Here is a 24,517-nt window from a genome sequence, read left to right on the forward strand (position 1 = left end):
GCTGTGCGGCGGCTCAGTGGAAGAAGTGCCGCGTCCCGGTGAAGTACATCGTCACGCCCGCCTTCTTCGCGGCCTCCACGACGAGTTCGTCACGGACCGAACCGCCCGGCTGCACCACGGCCCTGACGCCGGCCGCGGTGAGGATCTCCAGGCCGTCGGGGAACGGGAAGAACGCGTCGGAGGCGGCGTAGGAACCGCGCGCCCGCTCCTCGCCCGCCCGCTCGACGGCGAGCTTCGCGGAGTCGACGCGGTTGACCTGGCCCATGCCGACGCCGACCGAGGCGCCGTCCTTGGCGAGCAGGATGGCGTTGGACTTCACGGCCCGGCAGGCCTTCCAGGCGAAGGCGAGCTCCGCCAGCTCCTCGGGGCTGAGCGCCTCGCCGGTCGCGAGGGTCCAGTTGGCCGGGTCGTCGCCGTCGGCCTGGAGACGGTCGGTGACCTGGAGCAGCACACCGCCGTCGATCGCCTTGACCTCGACGGGGTTGGCGGGGGCGCCCGGCGCCTTCAGCACCCGGATGTTCTTCTTCCTGGCGAGGGCTTCGAGAGCCCCCTCCTCGTAGTCGGGCGCGACGATGACCTCGGTGAAGATCTCGGCGACCTGCTCGGCCATCTCCCGGCTCACCGGCCGGTTGACGGCGATGACCCCGCCGAACGCGGACAGCGGGTCGCAGGCGTGGGCCTTGCGGTGCGCCTCGGCGACGTCCGAACCGATGGCGATGCCACAGGGGTTGGCGTGCTTGATGATCGCGACGCACGGCTCGTCGTGGTCGTACGCGGCACGGCGGGCGGCGTCCGTGTCCGTGTAGTTGTTGTACGACATCTCCTTGCCGTGCAGCTGCTCGGCCTCGGCGAGACCGCCGCCGGCGGCGTCCACGTAGAGGGCGGCGGGCTGGTGCGGGTTCTCGCCGTAGCGCAGGGTGCTCTCGCGCTCCCAGGTGGCACCGAGGAAGTCGGGGAACTGCGAGTCGTCGACCGGGGCGTACTCCGAGGCGAACCAGGACGCCACCGCCACGTCGTACGACGCCGTGTGCTGGAAGGCCTCGGCGGCGAGCCGCTTGCGGGTGGCGAGGTCGAAGCCGCCCTCGTCGACGGCCTTGAGGACGTCGGCGTACCGCGCGGGGCTGGTGACGACGGCGACCGAGGGGTGGTTCTTGGCGGCGGCGCGGACCATCGAGGGGCCGCCGATGTCGATCTGCTCGACGCACTCGTCGGGCGAGGCACCGGAGGCGACGGTCTCGCGGAACGGGTAGAGGTTCACGACGACGAGGTCGAACGGCTCGATGCCGAGCTCTTCGAGCTGGCGCCGGTGGTCCTCCAGGCGCAGGTCGGCGAGGATGCCGGCGTGCACCTTGGGGTGCAGGGTCTTGACCCGGCCGTCCAGGCACTCCGGGAAGCCGGTGAGCTCCTCGACCTTGGTGACGGGGACGCCGGCGGCGGCGATGCGGGCGGCGGTCGAGCCGGTGGAGACGAGCGCGACACCGGCCTCGTGCAGTCCGCGGGCGAGCTCTTCGAGCCCGGTCTTGTCGTAGACGCTGACGAGCGCGCGACGGATGGCCCGCTTGCCGCTCTCGGCCGTGACAGTGCTCTCGGCGGTCACTGGATAACTACCTTTCGTCCCTCAATGCGATAGCCGTTGCGGGCGATCCGCCCCACGACCTCGACGAGCAGCCTTCGCTCGACGTCCTTGATGCGCTCGTGCAGCGCGCTCTCGTCGTCCTCGTCCCGGACCTCCACCACGCCCTGAGCGATGATCGGCCCGGTGTCGACGCCGTCGTCGACGAAGTGGACGGTGCAGCCGGTGACCCTGGCGCCGTACGCGAGCGCGTCCCGTACCCCGTGGGCCCCGGGGAAACTGGGCAGCAGGGCGGGGTGCGTGTTGACGGTCCGCCCGCCGAACCGCGCCAGGAACTCCTTCCCGACGATCTTCATGAACCCGGCGGAGACGACCAGGTCGGGTTCGTGGGCGGCCACGGCGTCGGCCAGCGCCCGGTCCCACTCCTCCCGGGTCCCGTGGTCCTTCACCCTGGTCACGAACGTCGGGATCCCGGCCCGCTCGGCACGCGCGAGCCCCTCGATGCCGGACCGGTCGGCGCCGACGGCGACGACCTCGGCGCCGTAGGCCTCGGCGCCGTGCTCGGCGATCGCGTCGAGGAGCGCCTGGAGGTTGGTGCCGGATCCGGAGACCAGCACGACGAGGCGCTTGGCCACGGGCTTGGCGGCCACGGTGGGGCCCTTTCTCGGGGGAGCGTCGGTACGGCGGCCGGCCCCGCACCCGCTTTGTACATTCGTACGAGTGCTTCGCGCCCCGGGATACGGGGAAGTCTACGAAGCGGCCGACCGTCAGCAACGATACCGGCACACCGGGCGGCCCCCACGGGACGGGGGCGTGGCCGGAAGGTAGCGTCTGGGAGGTACCGAGGCGGGAACGCGTCCGGGATACGACGCGTTCACGGGGTAGGCGGTCGTTTCGGCTGCTGTGCCGATCGCCCGCAGCCGTCCGCCGTATCCGTATCCGTATCTGTGCCCGTATCCGTAATCCAGATCCGCAATCCAGATCCGCATCCAGCCGATCCATCAGCTCTGTTCTGTTCATCTTGATCTAGGGGAAGACGCTCACTTGATGCCGGACCGCAGCCTGGGACTTCGTATGCTCCCCCCGCAGTCGGTACAGGGAGGGACGCGTTCCGCCGTGCTGCTGCGGGAGCGGCCGGCTTCGCCGCCGGACGCGCCCTCGGACCGGCCGAAGGGCGACCAGCAGGACGACAACCCCTTCGCCCCGCCGCCGGAGGGCACGCCGGACAGCCCGTGGCGGCCGCGCCGCCCGGCCGGTGACGACGACCGGGAAGCCCCGTGGGGCAGTCAGTGGAGCGACCGCCAGCCCGGCCGGCAGTCCGGCGGCTTCGGCGAGCGCCCCGACGGCGGCCCGGGGGGCGGCGGCCAGAACGGTCCCGGCGGTCCCGGCGGCTCCGGCATGCGCTGGGACCCCACCGACCCGGCCCAGCGGCGGGCGCGGTACGCCCTGCTGTGCGGCATGTGGGCCTTCCTCTTCGCGCTCTTCAGCTGGCCGTACGTGGCGCTGCTGCTCGGCGCCCTGGCCGTGTACTGGGGCATCAGCGCACTCCGCGCCAAGCCCCGCAACCCGGACGAGGCCGCCACCGGCCGCCCTCAGACGACGGCGGCGATCAGCGGCCTGGTGACGGCGTCCCTGGCGCTGGCCCTGGTGGCGGCCAACTTCACGGCCCAGATGGTCTACCGCGACTACTACACCTGCGTCTCGGACGCCCTCACCAACGAGGCCAAGCAGTCCTGCGACCATCTGCTGCCGCAGGAGCTGCGGGGCGTCCTGGGCAGCGGGAACAGCTGACGCGACAGGGGACGCCGCCGGGCGGTTCAGGGGCCGTCGGTGTCCTCGGCGTCCGGCTCGGACAGCTTCCGCAACGCCGTCCAGCGGGCCTTGCGCGCCGCCTCGTCCTCCCAGGGGCCCGGCAGCGGGTCGACGGGCAGCACCTCGTGCGGCTCGGCCGGCAGCGCCTCGTACCGCTCGGAGGCGTAGCCGTCGCCGTCGATCTGATCGGGCAGCAGTCCGGTCACGAAGACCGGGGCCGGAGCGAGGGCCGGAGCGGGAGCCGGACCCGAGGCCGGAGTCGAGGCGGGGGTCGAGGCCGACGGTGTGCGGCTCCCCTGCGTCTGCTCCTTCGCCGCGGCCTGCCCGTCCTGCGGCGTCCGCCCGGCGAACCCCAGCCATGCGGCGAGTGAGGCGGCGCCCGCCCTCCGCCACGCCCGCAGCGCCAGGGCTCCCGGCAGGCCCACCGCGAGGAGCCAGCCGCCGGTCGCCGCACCCGTCTGCCACCAGACCGGGCCGAAACAGGTGAGCGCGGCGACGCCCAGCGGGCCGCCCGCCAGCTCGGCCAGCGCCGCGACCAGCAGCGCGCCGAGCAGTGCCGCCAGTGCCACCACCCCGGCCGTGCGCTCGGCCGACCAGCGCCGCTCGGCCGCCCGCGCCGCCACGAACCACGCCACCGTCACCCCGGCCACCACCGGCACCACCCCGGCCACCCAGTTCACCGGGGTTCCGGGACCGTGCTGCGGCACGGCCGCCAGCAGCGGGAAGGGCGGGAGCAGCGGTGCCGGATCCGAGGCCAGCGGGTTCACGAGGTGCCCGGCGCCGAGCGCGAAGCCGGGGCCCACGGCGTACGACGCGGACCACACCGCCGCGTTCGGGATCAGCGAGACGCAGAGGAACAGGACCGCGCACCGGCCCGTCCAGCCCTCCGTCAGCTGGAGGAACGACGCCCGCGTCGCTTCGCCGTGCCCCACCAGCGACACCGCGAGCAGCAGCGTCCCGCCCCCGAGGAACACGGCCGTCCCGGCCAGGGACGCGCGCAGGGCCGTACCCCACCGCACCCGCGTGTCGCGCCCGAGCAGCCGCCGCCGTACCGCACCCGGCAGCACCGGCACCAGGCTCAGCAGCGGTTCACGCGGACGGCCGTACGCCGTCCACACCCCCGCGCCCGCCGCGCACGCCGCGAGCAGGGGCGGGCACACCGCCACCCACGCCCACTGGGGCCGCAGTTCGCCGCCGGACGCGTACAGGGCGGCGCAGCCGCCGACGCCGAGGTAGCCGGCGACGACCCCGGCCCAGGCCGTACGGGCGCGGACCGGCGGCGGTGCGTCGGGGTCGTCGCCGTCCGGCGCGTCCACCGCGTACCGCGCCGCCCGGTACAGCAGCAGCGCGGGCAGGACGAGCAGCAGCAACGGCGTCACCCCGACCGGGGCCGGCACCCCGGACAGCGTGTCGGTACGGACCAGTTCCACGCCGTGGGCGAGCAGCCAGAGCGCGGCGGCGACGTGCAGCGCGCCGCCCGGTCCGCTGTCGGGGTACGGCGAGCTGACCCACAGCGCGATCGCCAGTACGGCGAAGGATCCGAGTCCGAGCCCGGCCGCGAGCGCACCGGCCGCCAGGCTCGCGCCCAGCCCCGGGGAACGGTCGCGCACCCGGCTGAGCAGCGGCGGTGACGACGATCGGCGGGACGGCAACGACGGTCGGCGGGCGGTCATCCGAATCACGACCGCCATGCTCCCAACGACACGCGCTTTCCCGTCGTAACCGGGGAACAGACGAAGTGTCGCCCAATATATGTTTATGTGCTTTTTCGAAGGGAGGTGCGCCCGATGACGCAGAGCCCTGCCCGTACCGACGAGGCCGGACCGTCCCCCGCTCTGACGCCCGCTCAGGCCTTCGACGCGCTCTACGCGTTCTGCGCCCCGGCCCTGGTGCGGCAGGCCTACCTGCTCACCGGCCGCCGGGAGCTGGCGCAGGAGGCCGTCGAGCAGGCCTTCCAACTCGCCTGGCAGAACTGGCCGCAGGTGGCCCGCGACCGGGACCCGGCCGGCTGGGTGCGGGCGGTGGCGCACGAGTGTGCGCTCTCCCCCTGGCACCGCCTCCGGCTGCGCCACCGCCACCCCGAGCCCCCGCCGGCCGACGCGGCCGACCGCGCGCTCCTGGAGGCGCTGCTGAAGCTGCCGCCGACGTACCGGCGCACGCTCCTGCTGTACGACGGCGTCGGCCTCGACCTGCCGGAGACCGCGGCGGAGACGGAGGCGAGCACGCCGGCCGCGGCCGGCCGGCTGACCCGAGCGCGGCGGCTGGTCGCCGGCCAGGTGCCGGAACTCGCCGACCCCGGCGCGCTGCACCGGCGGCTGGCCGAACTGGCCTCGACGGAGCGGCTGCGGGCGGCCCAGCCGCCCACCGTGCGGACGTACGCCGAACAGCGGACCCGTTTCTGGACCCGGTCCGCGCTCGCCTTCACGGCGACGATCATCGCGGCGACGACCCTCACGCTGCGGACGGCGCCGACGCACTACGAGGCGCCGATCGGCCCGGCACAGGCGATCAGCGGGGTGCCGGCGGAGGTGGGGCTGGGGCCGTTGTCCGCCGCGGAGCGGGCGTTGCAGGCGAAGCTGCGGAGGGCCACCGAGAAGGGGCCGGAGAGACTGGTGCCGGTGGCGAGGTAGTTACGGGGTTACTCAGCTGCGGGCACGCGTGCCGCAGGGCGGCACGGGTGGGCGATGGGGGTCCCCCCGCTCGAGCGAAGCCGAGAGTGGGGGAGGCACCCACCCGGCGTGGCCGGCGCAAACGTCGGTAGGCCCGCCCCCACCCCGGGGACGGGCCTACCGACGTTCAGTCAACCGGCGTCGAGAACGACGCTCAGCCGGCCAGGATCTCGCGCGCCAGCTTCGCCGTCTCGGTCGGGGTCTTGCCGACCTTGACGCCCGCGGCCTCCAGGGCCTCCTTCTTCGCCTGGGCGGTGCCCGACGAACCGGAGACGATGGCGCCGGCGTGGCCCATGGTCTTGCCCTCCGGCGCGGTGAAGCCCGCGACGTAGCCGACGACCGGCTTGGTCACGTTCTTCGCGATGAAGTCCGCGGCCCGCTCCTCGGCGTCGCCACCGATCTCACCGATCATGACGATCAGGTCGGTCTCGGGGTCGGCCTCGAACGCGGCGAGCGCGTCGATGTGCGTGGTGCCGATGATCGGGTCGCCACCGATGCCGACGGCGGTGGAGAAGCCGAGGTCACGGAGCTCGTACATCATCTGGTACGTCAGCGTGCCGGACTTCGAGACCAGGCCGATACGGCCCGGCTTGGTGATGTCGCCCGGGATGATGCCGACGTTGGACTGGCCGACGGAGATGATGCCGGGGCAGTTCGGGCCGATGATCCGGGTCTTGTTGCCCTTCTTGCCGGCGTACGCCCAGAACGACGCCGAGTCGTGCACGGCGATGCCCTCGGTGATCACGACGGCCAGCGGGATCTCGGCGTCGATGGCCTCGACGACCGCGTCCTTGGTGAACTTCTCCGGCACGAAGATGACGGAGACGTTGGCGCCGGTCTTCTCGATGGCCTCGGCGACCGTACCGAAGACCGGTACCTCGGTGCCGTCGAAGTCCACGGTCTGCCCCGCCTTGCGGGGGTTGACGCCGCCCACGACGCTGGTGCCGTCACCGAGCATGAGCTTGGTGTGCTTCATGCCCGTGGCGCCGGTCATGCCCTGGACGATGACCTTGCTGTCCTTGTTGAGCCAGATAGCCATGGTGTGTTGTGTCCTCGTCCTGAGTGCTTACTTGGCGGCGTTTGCCAGCTCGGCGGCCTTGTCGGCGGCGCCGTCCATGGTGTCGACGCGCTGCACCAGCGGGTGGTTGGCGTCGGTGAGGATCTTGCGGCCCAGCTCGGCGTTGTTGCCGTCGAGGCGGACGACGAGCGGCTTGGAGACGTCCTCGCCGCGGTCCTCCAGGAGCTTCAGGGCCTGCACGATGCCGTTGGCGACCTCGTCGCAGGCGGTGATGCCGCCGAAGACGTTGACGAAGACCGACTTGACGTCGGGGTCACCCAGGATGATCTCCAGGCCGTTGGCCATGACCTGGGCGGAGGCGCCGCCGCCGATGTCGAGGAAGTTGGCGGGCTTGACGCCACCGTGGTTCTCACCGGCGTACGCGACGACATCCAGGGTGCTCATGACGAGACCCGCGCCGTTGCCGATGATGCCGACCTCGCCGTCGAGCTTGACGTAGTTGAGGTTCTTCTCCTTGGCGGCGGCTTCCAGCGGGTTGGCCGCGGCCTTGTCGTGCAGCTCGTCCCAGTCGTGGCGGAACTCGGCGTTGTCGTCGAGCGACACCTTGCCGTCCAGGGCGAGGACGTCACCGGAGGCGACCTTCGCGAGCGGGTTGACCTCGACGAGGAGGGCGTCCGACTTGACGAAGGTGTCCCACAGCTTGACCAGGATGTCGGCGACCTGGTCGGCGACCTCGGCCGGGAACTTCGCCGCGGCGACGATCTCCTTGGCCTTGGCCAGGTCCACACCGTCGATCGCGTTGATCGGGGTCTGGGCGACGGCGTCCGGGCGGGTGGCCGCGACCTCCTCGATCTCCATGCCGCCCTCGACGGAGGCGATGGAGAGGAAGGTGCGGTTGGCACGGTCGAGGAGGAAGGAGACGTAGTACTCCTCGAGGATCTCCGGGGCGGTCTCGGCGATCATCACCTTGTGGACCGTGTGGCCCTTGATGTCCATGCCGAGGATGTCCGTCGCACGGGCGACGGCCTCGTCCGCGGAGGCGGCCAGCTTGACGCCACCGGCCTTGCCGCGACCACCGACCTTCACCTGCGCCTTGACGACAGACTTGCCGCCCAGCCGCTCGGTGATCTCGCGCGCCGCCTCAGGCGTGTCGATGACTTCACCGGCCAGCACCGGTACATCGTGCTTGGCGAAGAGGTCCCTCGCCTGGTACTCGAACAGGTCCACGCGCTTCCGTCCCTATCAGTGATCTCGCGGTTCGTTGGATGCGTGGGCGTGCCGCGAAGGGCAACGTGACGTCCGCAATGTGTCACAAGGGGTGCGCACACGGTGTCCGAGCGCGCGGCATGTCCGTCTCGCAGATTATCGCCGCTCGCTGGGGGTCTCTAAATCGGGAGTCACACCTGAGCGGTGATACCTGTCACATGATGCCGGGTATCCGGGGTTCTCGTGGCACGGCGTGCCGTCTTGCGTGCGAAGTGCGAGGCCTCACCGGGCTGGGGTTGGCCCGGTGAGGCCTCAGGCCCCGAGGATTTCCGGTCCTCGGGCCGGGCGGCCGCACCCCGCCCCAGGGGGGAGGGCCGGCCCGAACCGTGGGATTCGGCCGGACGGACCGACGGCGTTCGGCCGTCCGTACCGAGCCGCCCACGGAGTCGCGGAGAGCCGGTCACGCAGGCCTACGCCCGGCGGCCGGCCTCCGGGGTCATGGGGGTGACGGCCGGGCGGAAGGGGAAGGCGCCGGGGGCCGTCTCCATGTCCGTGAGCATGGCCTCCGCGCGGTTCTGGAGGGCCTGGGCGTGAGCTCGGGCGGTGGCCTGCGCCATGGCCGTGGCCGTCGCGGCGCGGGCCGCACGGGCGCCCTGGATGGCCTGGGCACCGCGGATCCGGTCCGCCCGGCCCGACACGGCGGGCGGTGCTTCGGCGCCGGCCGCCGCGGGCCGGCCGAACGCCCCCGCCCAGCTCCCGCCGGCGGCTATGACCATGGAACGGCCGATGTACTCGTTCATGCGTGCGTCAGTCCTTCGGGGCTCCGGCGCGTCTTCCGCGCAGATACGGAGCCGGGAGAGCTTCCGGTGGGGCCGGAAGCGCGGCTGGGGACATCGCCGCCCGGAGCGCTCGGCAGGGGAGCCGAGGCGTGCTCACGGAGTCCGGAGGGGGATCCGCAAAGGGCCCGGGCGGGCGGGCAGACCTGTTCCGCCCCCGCGCGGCAGGTCCGTGGCGGGGAAGGTGGTCGCCGGTCCTAGCCGGGGAAGAGGGGGATGTCCCGGTACCGGTCCCGGGTCCCGGCCGCGTCGAGCCGCGCGGCGGCACCGGGCGCGAGCCTGAGCGGCGCCCGGTCGGCGAAGGTCACGGCGTGTGCGTCACCGTGCCGGGAGGGGGCGGCGTCCACCGCCGACTTGCCCAGCGCGCCGTCCGGGTCGCCGGCGGGCGCGGGGCGGGCGGGAGCGTCGGCGGCGCGGGCGGCACGGTGGGCGCCGCTGTGCGGCGGCTTGCCGGACCCGAAGGTCACGGCGGCGGTGTTCCGCGGCCCGTACGACGCGGCGGTGGTCGCCGCCGCTTCCGTCACGGCCTCCGTACGGGGCTTCTCCTGCCCGGCGTCGTGCGTGGCCGGTGTCCGCGGCTGCGCCTGCGTGGGGCCGGGCGCCGGTGCCGGTGCCGGGTCCGACTCGGCCGGCGGGTCGGAGACGACGGGAAGCTCCGGCACCTGCACCACCGGTACGGCGGGCAGTTCCGTCACCTGCCGCACCGTTTCGGCGAGCGTCTCGGTCAGGGCCGAGGTGACGGGAGAGGTCACGGTCCTGGTCACCGTGTCGCTCACCGCGCCGGTCACGGACCGGACGACTTCGTCGACGCCGTCGACCACTGGCACGGCCTTGATGACGGGCTTCCGCGCCACCCCCGGCTCCCGATGAGGCGTCACCACATCCCGCAGCGGCACGGTCCGGGTCACGACCGACGTCAGCGACGGAGCCGACGTCGCCCCTTCGGCCGCCTGCGCCTGCTGCCCGCAGAGGAAGCCGAGCGCGAGCACTCCGCCGACCAGCAGCGCCAGTTGCAGCGCACGCCGCCCCGCCGCCGAACGCAACACGCGTGCGGCGGCACCGGACAGAACTGCTGGCGAGGTCAAGACGGGGAGGATCCTCCCGTGCGGCGGAACAGAGCAGAAAGAGTCCAACGGCGTGAAGGCCGGTGAAAGACCAGTGGAGACTTCGATCCTTGCACGGGACTCCCGAGGTTGCGCAAGCCCCCTGTTACCGATGGGTAGTCATGTCCGTTTTGGCGTCCGGTGCCGGACCTCACCGAGTCGACAAGTCACCCTCCGGGCAGGGCGTCACACGGTGTCCGGCACCGGGATCGGCCGTTTCTCGATCGCCGCCGCCATCACCTCGGGGAAGAGGTCCGGCGTACACGCGAACGCCGGTGCCCCCAGCGCCGCGAGCGCGGCCGCGTGCTCCCGGTCGTAGGCCGGCGCGCCCTCGTCCGACAGCGCGAGCAGCGCCACGAACTGGACCCCCGACGCCTTCATCGCCGCGACCCGCTTCAGCATCTCGTTCCGTATCCCGCCCTCGTAGAGATCGCTGATGAGGACGACGACGGTCTCCGCCGGCCGGGTGATCTGCGACTGGCAGTACGCCAGCGCCCGGTTGATGTCCGTCCCGCCGCCGAGCTGGGTGCCGAACAGGACGTCCACCGGGTCGTCCAGCTGGTCCGTGAGGTCGACCACCGCGGTGTCGAAGACGACGAGCCGGGTGTCGATCGACCGCATGGACGCAAGGACCGCCCCGAACACCGAGGCGTACACCACCGAGGCCGCCATCGACCCGGACTGGTCGATGCAGAGCACCACCTCCTTCTTCACCGACTGCGACGCCCGCCCGTACCCGACCAGCCGCTCCGGCACCACCGTCCGGTACTCGGGCAGGTAGTGCTTGAGGTTGGCCGCGATGGTGCGGTTCCAGTCGATGTCGTGGTGGCGCGGGCGGCTGATGCGGGCGCTGCGGTCGAGGGCACCGGTGAGGGTGGCCCGGGTACGGGTGGCCAGCCTCTTCTCCAGGTCGTCGACGACCTTGCGCACGACCGCCCGGGCCGTCTCCTTCGTCGTCTCCGGCATCGCCTTGTTGAGCGAGAGCAGGGTGCCGACCAGGTGCACGTCCGCCTCCACCGCCTCCAGCATCTCCGGTTCGAGCAGCAGCGCGGCCAGCCCGAGCCGGTCGATGGCGTCACGCTGCATGACCTGGACGACGGAGGACGGGAAGTACGTCCGGATGTCCCCGAGCCAGCGCGCCACCGACGGAGCCGACGCCCCCAGCCCCGCCGAACGCTCCCGCCCCGACTGCGGTCTGTCCCCCTTCCCGTACAGCGCGGCCAGCGTTCCGTCCATCGCCGCGTCCCGCCCCGACAGCGCGCACCCGGTCCCGTCGGCGGCCTCGCCCCCGAGCACCAGCCGCCAGCGCCGCAGCCGCTCCCGCGCGGGATCACCGGTGCCGCTGCCGGTGCCGCTGCCGGTGTCCGCGTCCGTCACGTCCGTGGTCATCTCCCCGCCCCCACAAGGTCGTTGTCCGATTCCGCCGCGTCTTCCCCGTCGCCGAGGCCGAGCAGCAGGCGCAGCACCGGCAGTACGGCGTCGGCGCGCCCGGCGTCCGGCTCGGCACCGAATCCCGGTGTCCCGTCAGCCTGCCCCGCTCCGCCCCGGAGCCGCTCCCCCGGGCCACGGCGCACCAGTTCTCCGATCGTCCGGCGCACCCCCGGCTCGTACGCCGAGAACGTCCGCCGCAGCAGCGGCAGCACGTCCGTGAACGCCTCCGCCGGCACCCCGGTCAGCCAGGAGTCGACCAGGCCGAGCAGCCGCTCGTCGTGCACCAGCAGCATCCCGCCCCCGCCGCTCCCGCCGACGAATCCCTCGATCCAGGCGGCCGCGTCCGCCGGCGGGGTTCCCGGCGAGAGCACAAGACCCATCAGCCGCGCCGCCTCCTGCGGCCCCAGCTCCCCCTCGTCGAGCAGGATCCGCACGGCCCGCCCGCGCAGCACCCCGGGCACGGTGTCCCGCCCGGCGAGCGTGCGCAGCACGGTCCGCCAGCGGAGGCGGAGGTCCGAGTGGCCGGAACCGGCCTGCGCCGCCGTCTCCCCGAGCAGTCCCACCGCCGTGTGCACCGCGTCCACGTGGCCGCGCATCTCGTCGGCCGCGTCCGTGTCGAGGGCGGCGCAGGCCGGCGGGAGCCCGACGAAGACCCGCTCGGCGAGACCCGCTGCGACCTCGGCGAGCGCCTGGGTGTCGGTGCCCCGGACGTCGCCGTAGCGCAGGGAGCGGACCAGGGCCGGCAGGGCCTGGGCGAGCCGGCCGACGTCCGTGTCCAGCGCGGCCCGGTCGGCGAGCGCCCGCATCACCACCGGCAGGGCGTCCGGCAGCCCGGCGAGCAGGCAGTGCTCGGCGAGCCCGGTGACGTCGGCGAGGGCGCTCGCGTGCTCCGCGTCGGCCTCGGCCCTGGCCGTCGCCGCGCCCTCGACGGTCGTCCCCCACACCCCGGCCTCGGCCACCCGCACCGACAGCTCCGGCTCCCAGCGCAGCCGCCACGTCTCCCGGTACGTGCCCGTGCTGCCCCGGGACTGCGCGGGCTCCCCCCATCCGACGCCGAGCAGCCGCAGCCGGTGCAGCAGCCGGCTGCGCCCGGCGTCGGTCTCCTTGCGCAGGTCGAGCTCCAGCTCCCGCTCCAGCGCCTCCGGCCTGAGCCTGAGCCGGCGCTGCTCCCGGGCCAGGTCCCGCTGCAACGGCACCGCGGGCGCCGCCTCCGGCACCTCCCCCAGCACGTCCCCGACCACCAGCCGGTCGTGCACCAGCGCCAGCGGGACGTCCGAGCCCTCGCAGAGCACCGCCCGCACCGCGTCGGTCGTCTCGCCGAGGCCGGGCAACGGGCGGCCGCGCATCACGGCCAGCGTCTCGGCCAGCCGTACCGCCTCGATGACATGGGCCGAGGAGACGATCCGGTCCTCCTCGCGGAGCAGTCCGGCCACCTTGGTGAGCCACCGCTCCACCGGCCGGTCCGGGGCGCGGAACAGATGTCCGTACCAGCCCGGCGAGTCGATGCCCGCGCCGTAGCCGCTCGCCCGGGCCAGCCGGCGGTTCGTCCACGGCACCCAGGTCATGTCCGCCTTGACCTTGGGCAGCCCCTTCAGCAGTTCCTTGTCGGCGGCGACGGTGCTCTTCGCACGCAGCGCCGGCACGTGCCACGCCCCGCACACCACCGCGACCTGCTCGCCGAACTCCCGCTGTGCGGCGCGCAGCCGGAGCCGCATGTGGGCCTCCCGCACGGGATCCCGGTCGCGGCCGCCGGCCCCGTACGTCTCCCGCAGCGCCCCCATCGCCTCCGCCACCGCGGCGAACGGCGCGAACACGTCCCGCTCCCCGGCCCCGCCCCGGTGCTCGACGACGTCCTCCCACCAGCGCTCGGGATCGTCGTAACCGGCGGCCTCCGCGAGGGCGGCGAGGGGGTCGACACGGATCCGCTGCTGCCCGGTGTCGGATCCGTCATCCGGTTCGCACGGGTCCTCCTGACGCTCCCACGCCAGCGTGTGCGCGGCCGGCAGGTCGATGAAGCGGGCCGGGACCCCGTGCTCCAGGGCCCAGCGGACGGCCACCCACTCGGGGCTGAAGTCGGCCAGCGGCCAGAAGGCCGAGCGGCCGGGCTCGTCCACGGCGTGCGCGAGGAGCGCGACCGGTGGCCGCATCTCCGGGTCGGCGGCCAGCGGGATCAGCGCGTCGGCCTCGGGCGGCCCCTCGATCAGCACGGCCCGCGGCCGGGCCGCGTCCAGCGCGGCCCGCACCGCCCGTGCGGAGCCGGGCCCGTGGTGCCGTACCCCCAGCAGCAGCGGCCCGGGGCCGGGCGACCGCCGCCACGCCGTGTCGTCGCTCACGCGCTCACCTCGCGGCAGGCGCGGTAGAAGTCCTTCCAGCCGTCCCGCTCGCGGACGACCGTCTCCAGGTACTCCTGCCAGACGACCCGGTCGGCGGCCGGGTCGCGGACCACCGCCCCGAGGATGCCGGCGGCGACGTCACCGGCCCGCAGCACGCCGTCCCCGAAGTGGGCCGCCAGGGCGAGGCCGCCCGTCACGACGGAGATCGCCTCGGCCGTGGAGAGCGTGCCGCTCGGCGACTTGATCTTGGTGCGGCCGTCGGCGGTGACGCCGTCGCGCAGCTCGCGGAAGACGGTGACGACCCGGCGGATCTCCTCGATGCCGTCGGGCACGGCCGGCAGGGCCAGCGAGCGGCCGAGCTGGTCGACGCGGCGCGCGACGATGTCGACCTCGGCCTCCGGGCTCTCCGGCAGGGGCAGCACCACGGTGTTGAAGCGGCGGCGCAGGGCGCTGGAGAGCTCGTTGACCCCCCGGTCGCGGTCGTTGGCGGTGGCGATCAGGTTGAAGCCGCGGACCGCCTGCACCTCCTGGCCCAGCTCGGGAATGGGCAGGGTCTTCTCGGACAGGATCGTGATCAGCGTGTCCTGCACGTCGGCGGGGATCCGGGTGAGCTCCTCGACCCTGGCCGTCATGCCCTCCGCCATGGCCCGCATGACAGGGCTGGGCACGAGGGCGTCCCGGCTGGGGCCGTGGGCCAGCAGCTCCGCGTAGTTCCAGCCGTAGCGGATCGCCTCCTCCGGGGTGCCGGCCGTGCCCTGCACCAGCAGGGTCGAGTCACCGCTGACGGCGGCGGCCAGGTGCTCGGAGACCCAGGTCTTGGCGGTGCCGGGCACGCCGAGCAGGAGCAGGGCGCGGTCGGTGGCGAGGGTGGTGACGGCGACCTCGACGATACGGCGCGGGCCGACGTACTTCGGTGTGATCACCGTCCCGTCCGGCAGTGTGCCGCCCAGCAGATAGGTGGCCACCGCCCACGGCGACAGCTTCCAGCGGGCCGGGCGCGGCCGGTCGTCCTGTGCGGCCAGTGCCGCGAGTTCGGCGGCGAAGGCGTGCTCGGCGTGCGGTCGCAGCGCGCTCTCGACGGTCGTCGGGTCGGTCGGTTCCACGGACACAGTCATGGCTGAGGCCCCCTCCAGCTCGGCCGGTTCGGATCTGGTGTCCACCGTGCACCACGCCACTGACAATCACTCCGACCTGCACACATGTGCTCGCCGGGGCGATTGTCAGTGGCGGGATCTACCTTCGATGGCATGACTCAGCAGGGGGTGCGCTGGAGTGCGGACCAGGTGCTGGCCTTGGCGCCTGACGCCGCGTCACGCAAAGCGGGAAGCAGGCTCGGAGCGGCGGGGCCGTGGTCCGGAGCCGGGAGTTGCGAGGAGGGGACGGTATGGGGACTGTGCAAGGGCAGCGGCAGCAAGCCGTACCAGACGATCGTGGACATCGCCGATCCGGCGGGGCCCGCCTACAAGTGCAGTTGCCCGAGCCGGAAGTTCCCCTGCAAGCACGCCCTCGGACTGCTCCTGCTCTGGGCGGGCGAGGACGACTCGGTGCCCGCGGCGCAGGAGCCGCCGGACTGGGCCGAGCAGTGGATCGCGGGCAGACGCAGGCGGGCGGAGGACAAACGGCCGGCGGGCGCCGGGAGTTCCCCGGCCGCCGCTGATCCCGAGGCGGCCCGGCACCGGGCGGAGCAGCGGGCCGAGCGGGTCACGGCGGGCGCCACGGAGCTGGAGCAGCGGCTGTCCGACCTGCTGCGCGGCGGCCTGGCCGCGGCCGAGCAGGCGGGGTACGGCCTGTGGGAGGAGACGGCGGCCCGCATGGTCGACGCCCAGGCTCCCGGACTGGCCGCGCGGGTGCGGGAGTTGGGGGCGATACCGGGATCCGGTCCGGGCTGGCCGGTGCGGCTCCTTGAGGAGTGCGCGCTGCTGCACCTCCTCGACCAGGGCTGGCTGCGCCGCGACCGGCTCCCGGCGGACCTCGCGGCCACGGTGCGCTCCCGCATCGGCCTGCCCGCACCGGCGGACGGCCCGCCGGTGCGCGACCGCTGGCTGGTCCTCGCCCAGTACGACACGGCGGACGCGAAGCTGACGACCCGCCGGATCTGGCTGCACGGCGCCGACTCGGGCCGTACGGCACTGCTCCTCTCCTACGGCGCGGCCGGCCGCGCCCCCGAGCTGGCGCTGCCGGTCGGCCTCGCCCTGGACGCGGAGCTGTCCGCCTATCCGGGCGCGGGTCAGCACCGGGCGGCGCTGGGCGAGCGGTTCGCCGCTCCCGCGCCCCTGCCGGCACGGCCGCCGGGCATACCGACGGCACAGGCGGCGGCCCGGTACGGGGAGGCACTGCGCGACGACCCGTGGCTGGAGTCGGTGCCGGTGACGCTCGACCGGGTCGTGCCGGTCCCGGACGGCGACTCCTGGCAACTGGCGGACGCCGAGGGTGAGTCGGCGCTGCCCCTGGCTCCCGGCGCCCGTTCCGGGCCGGGTCTGTGGCGGCTGGTCGCGCTCTCGGGCGGCGCCCCGGTCACGGTCTTCGGCGAGTGCGGCCACCGCGGCTTCACCCCGCTGACGGCCTGGCCGCAGGAAGCGGGCGAGGCGGTGCCGCTGTGCTGACCCGGCCGACACCCGAACCGACCCGGCACCACCACCCCACACCCGAACCGACCCGCGGAACTCACAGAACTTGCGGGACTCACAGAACTCCTGGATCTCGTGGAAGGGGAACCCCGTGACCGCTTGGGAGGATCTCGTCACCACGGCTCTGCTGGGCACGGACCGGCGGCCGCCCGAGACCGGCCGACCGGGGCGCGAAGCCCCGGTGGCCCTGCTGGACGAGGCGGCCGTGGCGACCGTACGGCGGCGGGCCGGGCTGCGTCCGGCACCGGCCGCGCGCCGCCTCGAACCGGCCCCGGGAGACGCGCGCCCCGCGCTGCCGGCCACCGCGGCACGCAGACTGGCGATGCTGCTGTCCGACCGCTCCGGCACCGCGACCGGCGGCCGCCGAGGCACCTCGCCCGACCTGATGGAGCTGCTGCCGCAGTGGCTCGCGGCGGCCAACGCACGCGGTTTCGCCGCGCCCCCGCAGGCGCTGCCCGCGCTGCTGGACGCGGCCCGGGGCCGTACCGACCTGCGGCCCGCCGCGCTGGCCTTCGCCGGCCCGCGCGCCCTGTGGCTGGCCCGGCTCAACCAGGACTGGCGGTTCGCCCTGCGCGCGGCCCCGGGCGGCGGCGCAGCCCTGCCCGGCCCCGAGGACACCGACGCGATACGGCAGCTGTGGCAGGAGGGGCTGTTCGCCGAACGGGTCGCGCTGCTGGCCGCACTGCGGGCCCGTTCGCCCGAGGCAGCGCGCGAGTTGCTGTCCGGGACCTGGGCGACGGAGCGGGCCGAGGACCGGCTGATGTTCCTCGACTCGCTGCGCACGGGACTGGCCGCCGGGGACGAGCCGTTCCTGGAGCAGGCGCTGTCGGACCGCAGCCGAAACGTGCGGACGACGGCGGCCGAGCTGCTGTCCGCGCTGCCCGGCTCGGCGCTCGCCGGGCGGATGGCGGTACGGGCCGGAGCGTGCGTGGCGGTCGATCACACCGGGAACGGGCCCGTGATCGCGGTCGAGGCCCCGCCGGAGTGCGACCCGGGGATGGAACGTGACGGCGTCGTGGCCAAACCGCCGACCGGACGCGGCGAACGGTCGTGGTGGCTGGGGCAGTTGGTGGAGGCGGCCCCGCTCCCCGTCTGGCCGGCCCGGCTCGGCGGCCGTACGCCCCAGGAGATCGTGGCGCTGGCCGTGGCGGACGGCTGGCAGGGCGAGCTGCACGCGGCCTGGTGCCGGGCCGCCGTGCGGCAGCGGGACACGGAGTGGGCGAGAGCGCTGCTCGGGGCGCCGGCGGCACCGGAGGCGGGCGGTCCGGGCGCGGTGTCCCTGGCCGAGCGGGCCAAGCTGCTGGGCACGCTGGAGGACGGGGAGCGGGCCGACTGGGTGGCCGGTTTCATCGCGGCACACGGTCTGTCGGAGGCGTTCCAGCTGCTCGGCGTGTGCGCCGTACCCTGGTCCGCACCGCTCGGCCGGTCCGTGGTGGACGCCCTCAACATCGCGCGGGACGCGGGAAGTTACCCGTGGAGCTTCAGCGGGGTGATGGGTCTCGCCGAGCGCTGCCTGGATCCCGCGGAAGCCGGCCGACTGGACGCGCTCCTCGCGATACCGGACGAACGGGAAGACGCGTCACCGGGAGCCGGCGGCTACTGGGCAGAGGCGTTCCAGCGCCTGGTGACGACACTGAGACTACGGGCGGCGATGCTCACGGAACTGGACGACCGCACCCCGTAGGAAGCGCGGGCGACTACGCCCCCGCAAGGGGCGCGGGGCTGTGCCGATATGCGGCTCCGCCGCGTGGGCGCGACCAGCCACGACGGCGCCGCAGCCGACACACGGCCGCGCACCCCGAAGCCGGCCCCCGCGAACGCGGCCTACGCCTGGGTCGGCTGCCGCACATTCTCCCGGACCCACTCCACGATCGACGCCGTCGTCGCCCCCGGCGTGAAGATCGCGGCGACGCCCTTCTCCTTGAGGGGGGCGATGTCGTCCTCGGGGATGATGCCGCCGCCGAAGACGAGGATGTCCTCGGCGTCACGCTCCTTGAGGAGGTCGATGACCGCGGCGAAGAGGGTGTTGTGGGCGCCGGAGAGGATGGAGAGGCCGATGGCGTCGGCGTCCTCCTGGATGGCCGTGTCGACGATCTGCTCCGGCGTCTGGTGGAGCCCGGTGTAGATGACCTCCATGCCCCCGTCGCGCAGCGCCCGCGCGATGACCTTGGCCCCGCGATCGTGGCCGTCGAGCCCCGGTTTGGCCACCACCACACGGATCGGACCGGCTGCCACACCCATCACTGCCTCCATGACCACGAAACGAACACGCCAACATCCATGCGTACCGAGAAGTACCGCACATTCGGCGCGTTCCGCCACCCGCCTCAAGTGAACGAACGTTATCTCCAGCATCCCGCAACCGGCAGTTTCGCGGAGGTTACCGAGGGGGAAATCACACAGAGCGGGACACGTCAGGGAGCCGCAGCGTGGTCCGCGGGGACGGTACGGGCACGCGACGCGGCACGTCGTCGCACCCTGCCACCCCCGCCGCCTCCGCCCCGGCCTCCCCATGAGGGCACACGGGGGACGGAGCTGTCCTCGGCGTGCCGACAGGAGGTCGGCCGATGAAGGTCACCGAGGTACTACTGGAGCCCTTTCTCCCGTTCTGCCGCCGCTTCCTGCCCAGCAGAGTCGCCGGCCTGTCGCTGGCCCTCCTGAAGTCGACCGCACTGGAGGCCGCGATCCTGGCCGGGCATCTGCTGCTCTACCCGACCGGCCTCACCCCGGAGCGCCGCTCTCCCGTACCCCCCGCACCGTCCGCGGAGCTCGACGGCACGGCCCGGCTGCCGGTCCGGGCGGCCCCGCCGGTCGTGCTGCTGCACGGCTTCATCGACAACCGCTCGGTCTTCGTCCTGCTGCGCCGCGCCCTCGCCCAGCACGGCGGCCAGCGCGTCGAGTCGCTCAACTACTCGCCGCTGACCTGCGACATCCGCACCGCGGCCGAGTTGCTCGGCCGGCACATAGAGGAGATCTGCGAGCGCACCGGCAGCGGCCGGGTCGACATCGTCGGGCACAGCCTCGGCGGGCTGATCGCGCGCTACTACGTCCAGCGCCTTGCCGGTGACCTGCGTGTCCGCACGCTGGTGACGCTCGGCACCCCGCACTCCGGCACCCGGGTGGCGCCGCTGGCGGACGCGCACCCGATCGTGCGGCAGATGCGCCCCGGCTCGGAGGTCATCGAGGAGCTGACCCGGCCCGCGCCCGGCTGCCGTACCCGGTTCGTGAGCTTCTGGAGCGACCTCGACTCGCTGATGGAGCCGGTGGAGACGGCCCGCATCGACCACCCGGACCTCATGGCGACGAACGTGCGGGTGACCGGGATCGGCCACCTCGCCCTGCCCGTCCACCCGGCGATCGCGACCGGTATACGACAGGCCCTCGACGAAACACATCCGGAGGAGCGGACCGCGGGCGGTCTGACGGTGGCCTGAGGGGGCGCCGGAGAGCCCGTGCAGGACCGTCTGGGACCTCCAGAGGCCCGCCGAGGACCTCCGGGGACCACCACTCGCCTCGAACATTCCTCGAACACAAGGCCAAACCCGCGCCCGTCGTCCCCCGAAACACGGCCGAATGCCCGTTTCCCGAAACAGCGAAACCTGTTGAAGATTGTCGCGCCCGCATACCGCCGGGTACAGTCGCCGCACTGCTCTGGCAGCCCCTGTTGTCGAGGCGAAAGAGAAGTTGGTGAACGACCGTCACCCGTCGGGGACCATGACCACCCCGGCCCCGGCTTCCGACGCCGATCCGGCGCACTACGCGCCGTACGGCACCCAGGAAGCCCAGTACGGCGACTTCACCACGTACGGCGACCACACCGCCACCGCGTTCCACAGCGACCCGCTCTTCGGCAGCCTCCCGGGCGAGGGCCAGGCCTCCGGGGCGTACGACACCACGCAGTGGCAGACCGCCGGCGGCCAGACGCTGAACTACGACCCGTACGCGGCCCAGCACCACGCCGCCTACGACTCCGGCGCCTACGACAGCACCGCGTGGACCGTCCCGGCGCAGGGGACGGCCGTCGACACCAGCGGCCACTGGGACTCGAGCGCCTGGCTCCAGCCCGACCAGTCGGGCATGGCCGGTGCCACCCAGCAGTGGGAGTGGGGCACCCAGGCGTTCGACACCGGCGTGTACGACGCCACGCAGTGGAACTCCGACGGCACCCCGACGCAGGTCCCCGAACACGAGACCGAGCACGCGCACGCGCAACAGCACGAGCCCTACCGGGACTTCGAGGAGCAGGGCGAGCACGGGCAGTACACGGAGTACGGCGGGCACGACGGGTTCGCGGAGTCCACGACGGACTCCACAGACGACGCGGAGTTGGCCGCGACCGGTGAACTGCCTGCAGTAACGCCACTGCTGGAGGACCAGGAGGAGGTCGCCCCGGCCCCGCCGGCGGCGACTCGCGCCGGCTCCCGCGCGGGGGCGCGTTCCCGTCGCCGTACGCCTCCCAAGCGGTCCGCGCTGCTGACGGTCGCGGTGCCCTCCGTGTGTGTGATGGGGGTCGCCGGGATCGCGGCCGCCTCGGTCGGCAGCCTGACCGACGACGGGAAGGACACCACCGCCTCCGCCTCCGCCGCGCAGTCGGTGAAACCGTCCGCCGCCAACAGCAAGCTGGACGCCCAGCTGAGGACGCTCTCGGCGGGCGCCGACGACTTCGCCGACCGGGCCAGCCGGACGCAGGAACGCATCGACCTCAAGACCCAGCAGGAGACCGAGAAGAAGAAGGCGGCGGCGGAGGCGGCCCGCAAGGAGCGGCTGCGCCCGAAGTACGTGCTTCCGGTCACGCAAAGAGGGCTCAGCGCCTATTTCGGCCAGGCCGGCGTCAACTGGATGTCCGTCCACACGGGCATCGACTTCCCCGTCTCCTACGGCACGACGGTGATGGCCGCGACCGACGGCGTCGTCTCCACCAAGTGGAACAGCGCCTACGGCAACATGATGATCGTGACGGCGAAGGACGGCACGGAGACGTGGTACTGCCACCTCTCGTCGTACCGCGTCGCCGCCGGTACGACGGTGAAGGCCGGCGACCCGATCGCGTACTCCGGGAACTCCGGCAACTCGACCGGCCCGCACCTGCACTTCGAGGTCAGGCCGGCCGGCGGTGCCGCCATAGACCCGCTGCCGTGGCTGCGCAGCCACGGGCTCGACCCGACCTGACCCGGCCGACACCGGCGCGCCCCGCCGCAGCGCGGCCCGGTACCGCGCCTTCTTCCCTGCGCCTTACCCCTACGTCTTCTCCCTGACTACAGCTTCTCCACCGGCGCGTACCGCAGCAGCAGCCGCTTCGGCTTGGTGTCGCCGAAGTCGATCGTCGCCTCCGCGTTGCCGCCCGTGCCCTTCACCGCGACGACCGTGCCGAGGCCGAACTGGTCGTGGGTGACACGGTCGCCGACGGCCAGCGAGACCACCGGCTTCTCCGAGGTCCGCCGGGTGGCGAAGCCGGACGCGCCCGACGCCGAGGAGCGCGAGCGGGTCGAGGAGAGCGAGGCCGCCACACCCGCGGCGGGCCCGGAGGAGACCGGCGCCATCGCCCCGGTCCGCTTCCACTCCAGATACGCGCCCGGGATCTCCTCCAGGAAGCGCGAGGGCGGGTTGTACGACGGCTGGCCCCAGGCGCTGCGCATCGCCGACCGCGTGAGGTACAGCCGCTCCCGCGCGCGCGTGATGCCGACGTAGGCGAGCCGCCGTTCCTCCTCCAGCTCCTTGGTCTGGCCGAGGGCGCGCATGTGCGGGAAGACGCCGTCCTCCATGCCGGTCAGGAACACCACCGGGAATTCGAGGCCCTTGGCGGTGTGCAGGGTCATCAGGGTGATGACGCCGTCGCCGTTCTCGTCCTCGTCGGGGATCTGGTCGGAGTCGGCGACCAGGGCCACCCGCTCCAGGAAGTCGGAGAGCCCGGCCGGCTGCTCACCCTCACCGGACTCCTGCTCGAACTCCAGTGCCACGGAGGCGAGTTCCTGGAGGTTCTCGATGCGGGTCTCGTCCTGCGGGTCCGTCGAGTTCTGCAACTCGGCCAGGTATCCGGTGCGTTCGTAGATCGCCTCCAGGACCGTGGCGGGTCCGACGCCGGACTCCACGACCGTACGGAGGTCCTCCATCAGCGTGTTGAACCGCTTGACCGCGTTCGTCGACCGTGCGGCCATGCCGTACGCCTCGTCGACGCGCCTGAGCGCCTGCGGGAAGCTGATCTTCTCGCGCTGGGCAAGGGCGTCGATCATCGCCTCCGCGCGGTCGCCGATGCCGCGCTTGGGGACGTTGAGGATGCGCCGGAGCGGGACGGAGTCCTCCGGGTTGGCCAGCACCCGCAGGTAGGCCAGGACGTCCCGGACCTCCTTGCGCTCGTAGAAGCGGACGCCGCCGACGACCTTGTAGGGCAGGCCGACCCGGATGAAGATCTCCTCGAAGACACGGGACTGCGCGTTGGTGCGGTAGAAGACGGCGACATCGCCCGCCTTCGCCTCGCCCGCGTCCGTCAGGCGGTCTATCTCCTCGGCGACGAACTGTGCCTCGTCGTGCTCGGTGTCGGCCACGTAGCCGGTGATCTGCGCGCCCGCGCCCGCGTTGGTCCACAGGTTCTTCGGGCGGCGGGACTCGTTGCGCTCGATGACCGCGTTGGCGGCGCTCAGGATCGTCTGCGTGGAGCGGTAGTTCTGCTCCAGCAGGATCGTCGTCGCATTCGGGTAGTCCTCCTCGAACTGGAGGATGTTGCGGATCGTCGCGCCCCGGAAGGCGTAGATCGACTGGTCGGCGTCACCGACGACGCAGAGCTCGGCGGGGGGCAGGTCGTGCTCGCCGGGCGGGGTGTCGGCGTCGTCGGCGCGGGCGACGGTGCCGGTGCCGACCAGCTCGCGGACGAGCGCGTACTGGGCGTGGTTGGTGTCCTGGTACTCGTCGACCAGGACATGCCGGAAGCGCCGGCGGTAGTGCTCGGCGACGTCCGGGAAGGCACGCAGCAGGTTGACCGTCGTCATGATCAGGTCGTCGAAGTCGAGGGCGTTCGCCTCGCGCAGCCGCGACTGGTAGAGGACGTAGGCCTGGGCGAGGGTCTTCTCGAAGCCGTCGCTCGCCCGGGCGGCGAAGTCCTCCTCGTCGACCAGCTCGTTCTTGAGGTTGCTGACCTGGGCGCTGAACGACTTCGGCGGGAACCGCTTGGGGTCGAGGTCCAGGTCGCGGCAGACCAGGGCCATCAGGCGCTTGGAGTCGGCCGCGTCGTAGATCGAGAAGGAGGAGGTGAAGCCGAGCTTCTTGCTCTCCCGGCGCAGGATCCGCACGCAGGCGCTGTGGAAGGTCATCACCCACATCGCGTTCGCGCGCGGGCCGACGAGGTGCTCGACGCGCTCCTTCATCTCGCCCGCGGCCTTGTTGGTGAAGGTGATCGCGAGGATCTGGCCCGGGTGCACGTTGCGCGCGCCGAGCAGGTGCGCGATGCGGTGGGTGAGCACGCGCGTCTTGCCGGAACCGGCGCCGGCCACGATGAGCAGCGGGGAGCCGGCGTGCACGACGGCCGCCCGCTGGTTGTCGTTCAACCCCTCCAGGAGCGCGGCCGGGTCCAGGGCCGGGCGGGCGGCGCCGTCGCGGTAGTAGGCGTCCCGGTCCGGGGGCGCGTCGAACTTCCCGCCGAACAGATCGTCCGGAATCGACTCCGGAGCGTGCTCGTCCTCGGGCGGCGGCGGGGGTTCCTCGTCATGGCCGCGGGGGGCCTGGAGGCTCGCCAGGAAGCTGTCGTCAAAGAGGCTGCTCATCGCTCTCCGAGTCTAGGGCGCCCCACCGACAACCGGCCGCCGCCCCGAAAACTCGCCCGGGTGACCGAACAGATCCACTCGGTCACGGCCGGTCAACGCGCGTCACGCAGCCGCGAACGCTCACCCCGAACCGTTCGACCCTCCCGGGCAAGTCG

18 protein-coding genes are annotated in these 24,517 nt (G+C 73.1%); 6 read left to right on the forward strand and 12 right to left on the reverse strand.

Annotated features, from left to right (window positions below):
- Window positions 1-13: 13 nt before the first annotated feature.
- The gene (gene purH, locus ABT137_RS28945) at window positions 14-1,597 is read right to left on the reverse strand and encodes a bifunctional phosphoribosylaminoimidazolecarboxamide formyltransferase/IMP cyclohydrolase (protein ID WP_351713990.1); all 1,584 of its coding nucleotides are present in this window, start codon (window positions 1,595-1,597) and stop codon (window positions 14-16) included.
- On the reverse strand, window positions 1,594-2,223 hold the full coding sequence (gene purN, locus ABT137_RS28950) for a phosphoribosylglycinamide formyltransferase (protein ID WP_351713992.1): 630 nt from the start codon (window positions 2,221-2,223) through the stop codon (window positions 1,594-1,596). The genes purH and purN overlap by 4 nt, the downstream gene beginning before the upstream one ends.
- Window positions 2,224-2,620: 397 nt before the next feature.
- On the opposite strand from purN, the gene ABT137_RS28955 reads away from it, so the two are divergent.
- The gene (locus ABT137_RS28955) at window positions 2,621-3,364 is read left to right on the forward strand and encodes a hypothetical protein (protein ID WP_351713994.1); all 744 of its coding nucleotides are present in this window, start codon (window positions 2,621-2,623) and stop codon (window positions 3,362-3,364) included.
- A 26-nt stretch (window positions 3,365-3,390) separates the two neighbouring features.
- Here the strand turns inward: ABT137_RS28955 and ABT137_RS28960 are convergent, their stop codons facing one another.
- On the reverse strand, window positions 3,391-5,076 hold the full coding sequence (locus ABT137_RS28960; RefSeq protein ID WP_351713996.1) for a cell division protein PerM: 1,686 nt from the start codon (window positions 5,074-5,076) through the stop codon (window positions 3,391-3,393).
- 96 nt (window positions 5,077-5,172) lie between these two features.
- Here ABT137_RS28960 and ABT137_RS28965 point away from each other — a divergent pair, with 96 nt between their 5' ends.
- The gene (locus ABT137_RS28965) at window positions 5,173-6,015 is read left to right on the forward strand and encodes an RNA polymerase sigma factor (protein ID WP_351713998.1); all 843 of its coding nucleotides are present in this window, start codon (window positions 5,173-5,175) and stop codon (window positions 6,013-6,015) included.
- 193 nt (window positions 6,016-6,208) lie between these two features.
- Here the strand turns inward: ABT137_RS28965 and sucD are convergent, their stop codons facing one another.
- The 7 genes from sucD to ABT137_RS29000 all read right to left on the reverse strand — a co-directional run bounded on the left by sucD (window position 6,209) and on the right by ABT137_RS29000 (window position 15,096).
- On the reverse strand, window positions 6,209-7,093 hold the full coding sequence (gene sucD / locus ABT137_RS28970; protein WP_351714000.1) for a succinate--CoA ligase subunit alpha: 885 nt from the start codon (window positions 7,091-7,093) through the stop codon (window positions 6,209-6,211).
- A 27-nt stretch (window positions 7,094-7,120) separates the two neighbouring features.
- Window positions 7,121-8,299, reverse strand: a complete 1,179-nt coding sequence (gene sucC / locus ABT137_RS28975) for an ADP-forming succinate--CoA ligase subunit beta (protein WP_351714002.1) — start codon at window positions 8,297-8,299, stop codon at window positions 7,121-7,123.
- 449 nt (window positions 8,300-8,748) lie between these two features.
- Window positions 8,749-9,078: a hypothetical protein gene (locus tag ABT137_RS28980; protein ID WP_351714004.1), complete on the reverse strand. Its 330-nt coding sequence runs from the start codon at window positions 9,076-9,078 to the stop codon at window positions 8,749-8,751.
- 233 nt (window positions 9,079-9,311) lie between these two features.
- Window positions 9,312-10,199, reverse strand: coding sequence for a hypothetical protein (locus ABT137_RS28985; protein WP_351714006.1), 888 nt, complete (start codon window positions 10,197-10,199; stop codon window positions 9,312-9,314).
- 204 nt (window positions 10,200-10,403) lie between these two features.
- Window positions 10,404-11,606, reverse strand: coding sequence for a VWA domain-containing protein (locus tag ABT137_RS28990; protein WP_351714007.1), 1,203 nt, complete (start codon window positions 11,604-11,606; stop codon window positions 10,404-10,406).
- Window positions 11,603-13,981: a DUF5682 family protein gene (locus ABT137_RS28995; protein ID WP_351714009.1), complete on the reverse strand. Its 2,379-nt coding sequence runs from the start codon at window positions 13,979-13,981 to the stop codon at window positions 11,603-11,605. The genes ABT137_RS28990 and ABT137_RS28995 overlap by 4 nt, the downstream gene beginning before the upstream one ends.
- Entirely contained in the window at window positions 13,978-15,096 is a 1,119-nt protein-coding gene (locus ABT137_RS29000; RefSeq protein WP_351714010.1) for an ATP-binding protein, read from the reverse strand. Before ABT137_RS29000 ends, ABT137_RS28995 begins: the two co-directional genes overlap by 4 nt.
- A gap of 132 nt (window positions 15,097-15,228) precedes the next feature.
- Here ABT137_RS29000 and ABT137_RS29005 point away from each other — a divergent pair, with 132 nt between their 5' ends.
- Window positions 15,229-16,584, forward strand: coding sequence for an SWIM zinc finger family protein (locus ABT137_RS29005; protein ID WP_351714012.1), 1,356 nt, complete (start codon window positions 15,229-15,231; stop codon window positions 16,582-16,584).
- A 115-nt stretch (window positions 16,585-16,699) separates the two neighbouring features.
- Entirely contained in the window at window positions 16,700-18,292 is a 1,593-nt protein-coding gene (locus ABT137_RS29010) for a DUF5691 domain-containing protein (protein WP_351714015.1), read from the forward strand.
- A gap of 140 nt (window positions 18,293-18,432) precedes the next feature.
- On the opposite strand, the gene icmB is transcribed toward ABT137_RS29010, so the two are convergent.
- Window positions 18,433-18,849, reverse strand: a complete 417-nt coding sequence (icmB, locus tag ABT137_RS29015; RefSeq protein ID WP_294008099.1) for a coenzyme B12-dependent isobutyryl CoA mutase small subunit — start codon at window positions 18,847-18,849, stop codon at window positions 18,433-18,435.
- Window positions 18,850-19,175: 326 nt separating this feature from the next.
- On the opposite strand from icmB, the gene ABT137_RS29020 reads away from it, so the two are divergent.
- Together ABT137_RS29020 and ABT137_RS29025 are read left to right on the forward strand one after the other, a co-directional pair.
- On the forward strand, window positions 19,176-20,042 hold the full coding sequence (locus ABT137_RS29020; RefSeq protein WP_351714017.1) for an esterase/lipase family protein: 867 nt from the start codon (window positions 19,176-19,178) through the stop codon (window positions 20,040-20,042).
- Window positions 20,043-20,295: 253 nt separating this feature from the next.
- Window positions 20,296-21,777 (forward strand): M23 family metallopeptidase, encoded by a 1,482-nt coding sequence (locus tag ABT137_RS29025; protein WP_351714018.1) that lies wholly within the window; start codon window positions 20,296-20,298, stop codon window positions 21,775-21,777.
- A gap of 86 nt (window positions 21,778-21,863) precedes the next feature.
- Here the strand turns inward: ABT137_RS29025 and pcrA are convergent, their stop codons facing one another.
- Complete coding sequence (pcrA, locus tag ABT137_RS29030) at window positions 21,864-24,362, reverse strand: DNA helicase PcrA (RefSeq protein WP_351714020.1); 2,499 nt, start codon at window positions 24,360-24,362, stop codon at window positions 21,864-21,866.
- Window positions 24,363-24,517: the final 155 nt, after the last annotated feature.

Source organism: Streptomyces sp. NPDC001980, from assembly GCF_040296885.1.
In the GTDB taxonomy this organism is placed as follows: Bacteria; Actinomycetota; Actinomycetes; order Streptomycetales; family Streptomycetaceae; genus Streptomyces.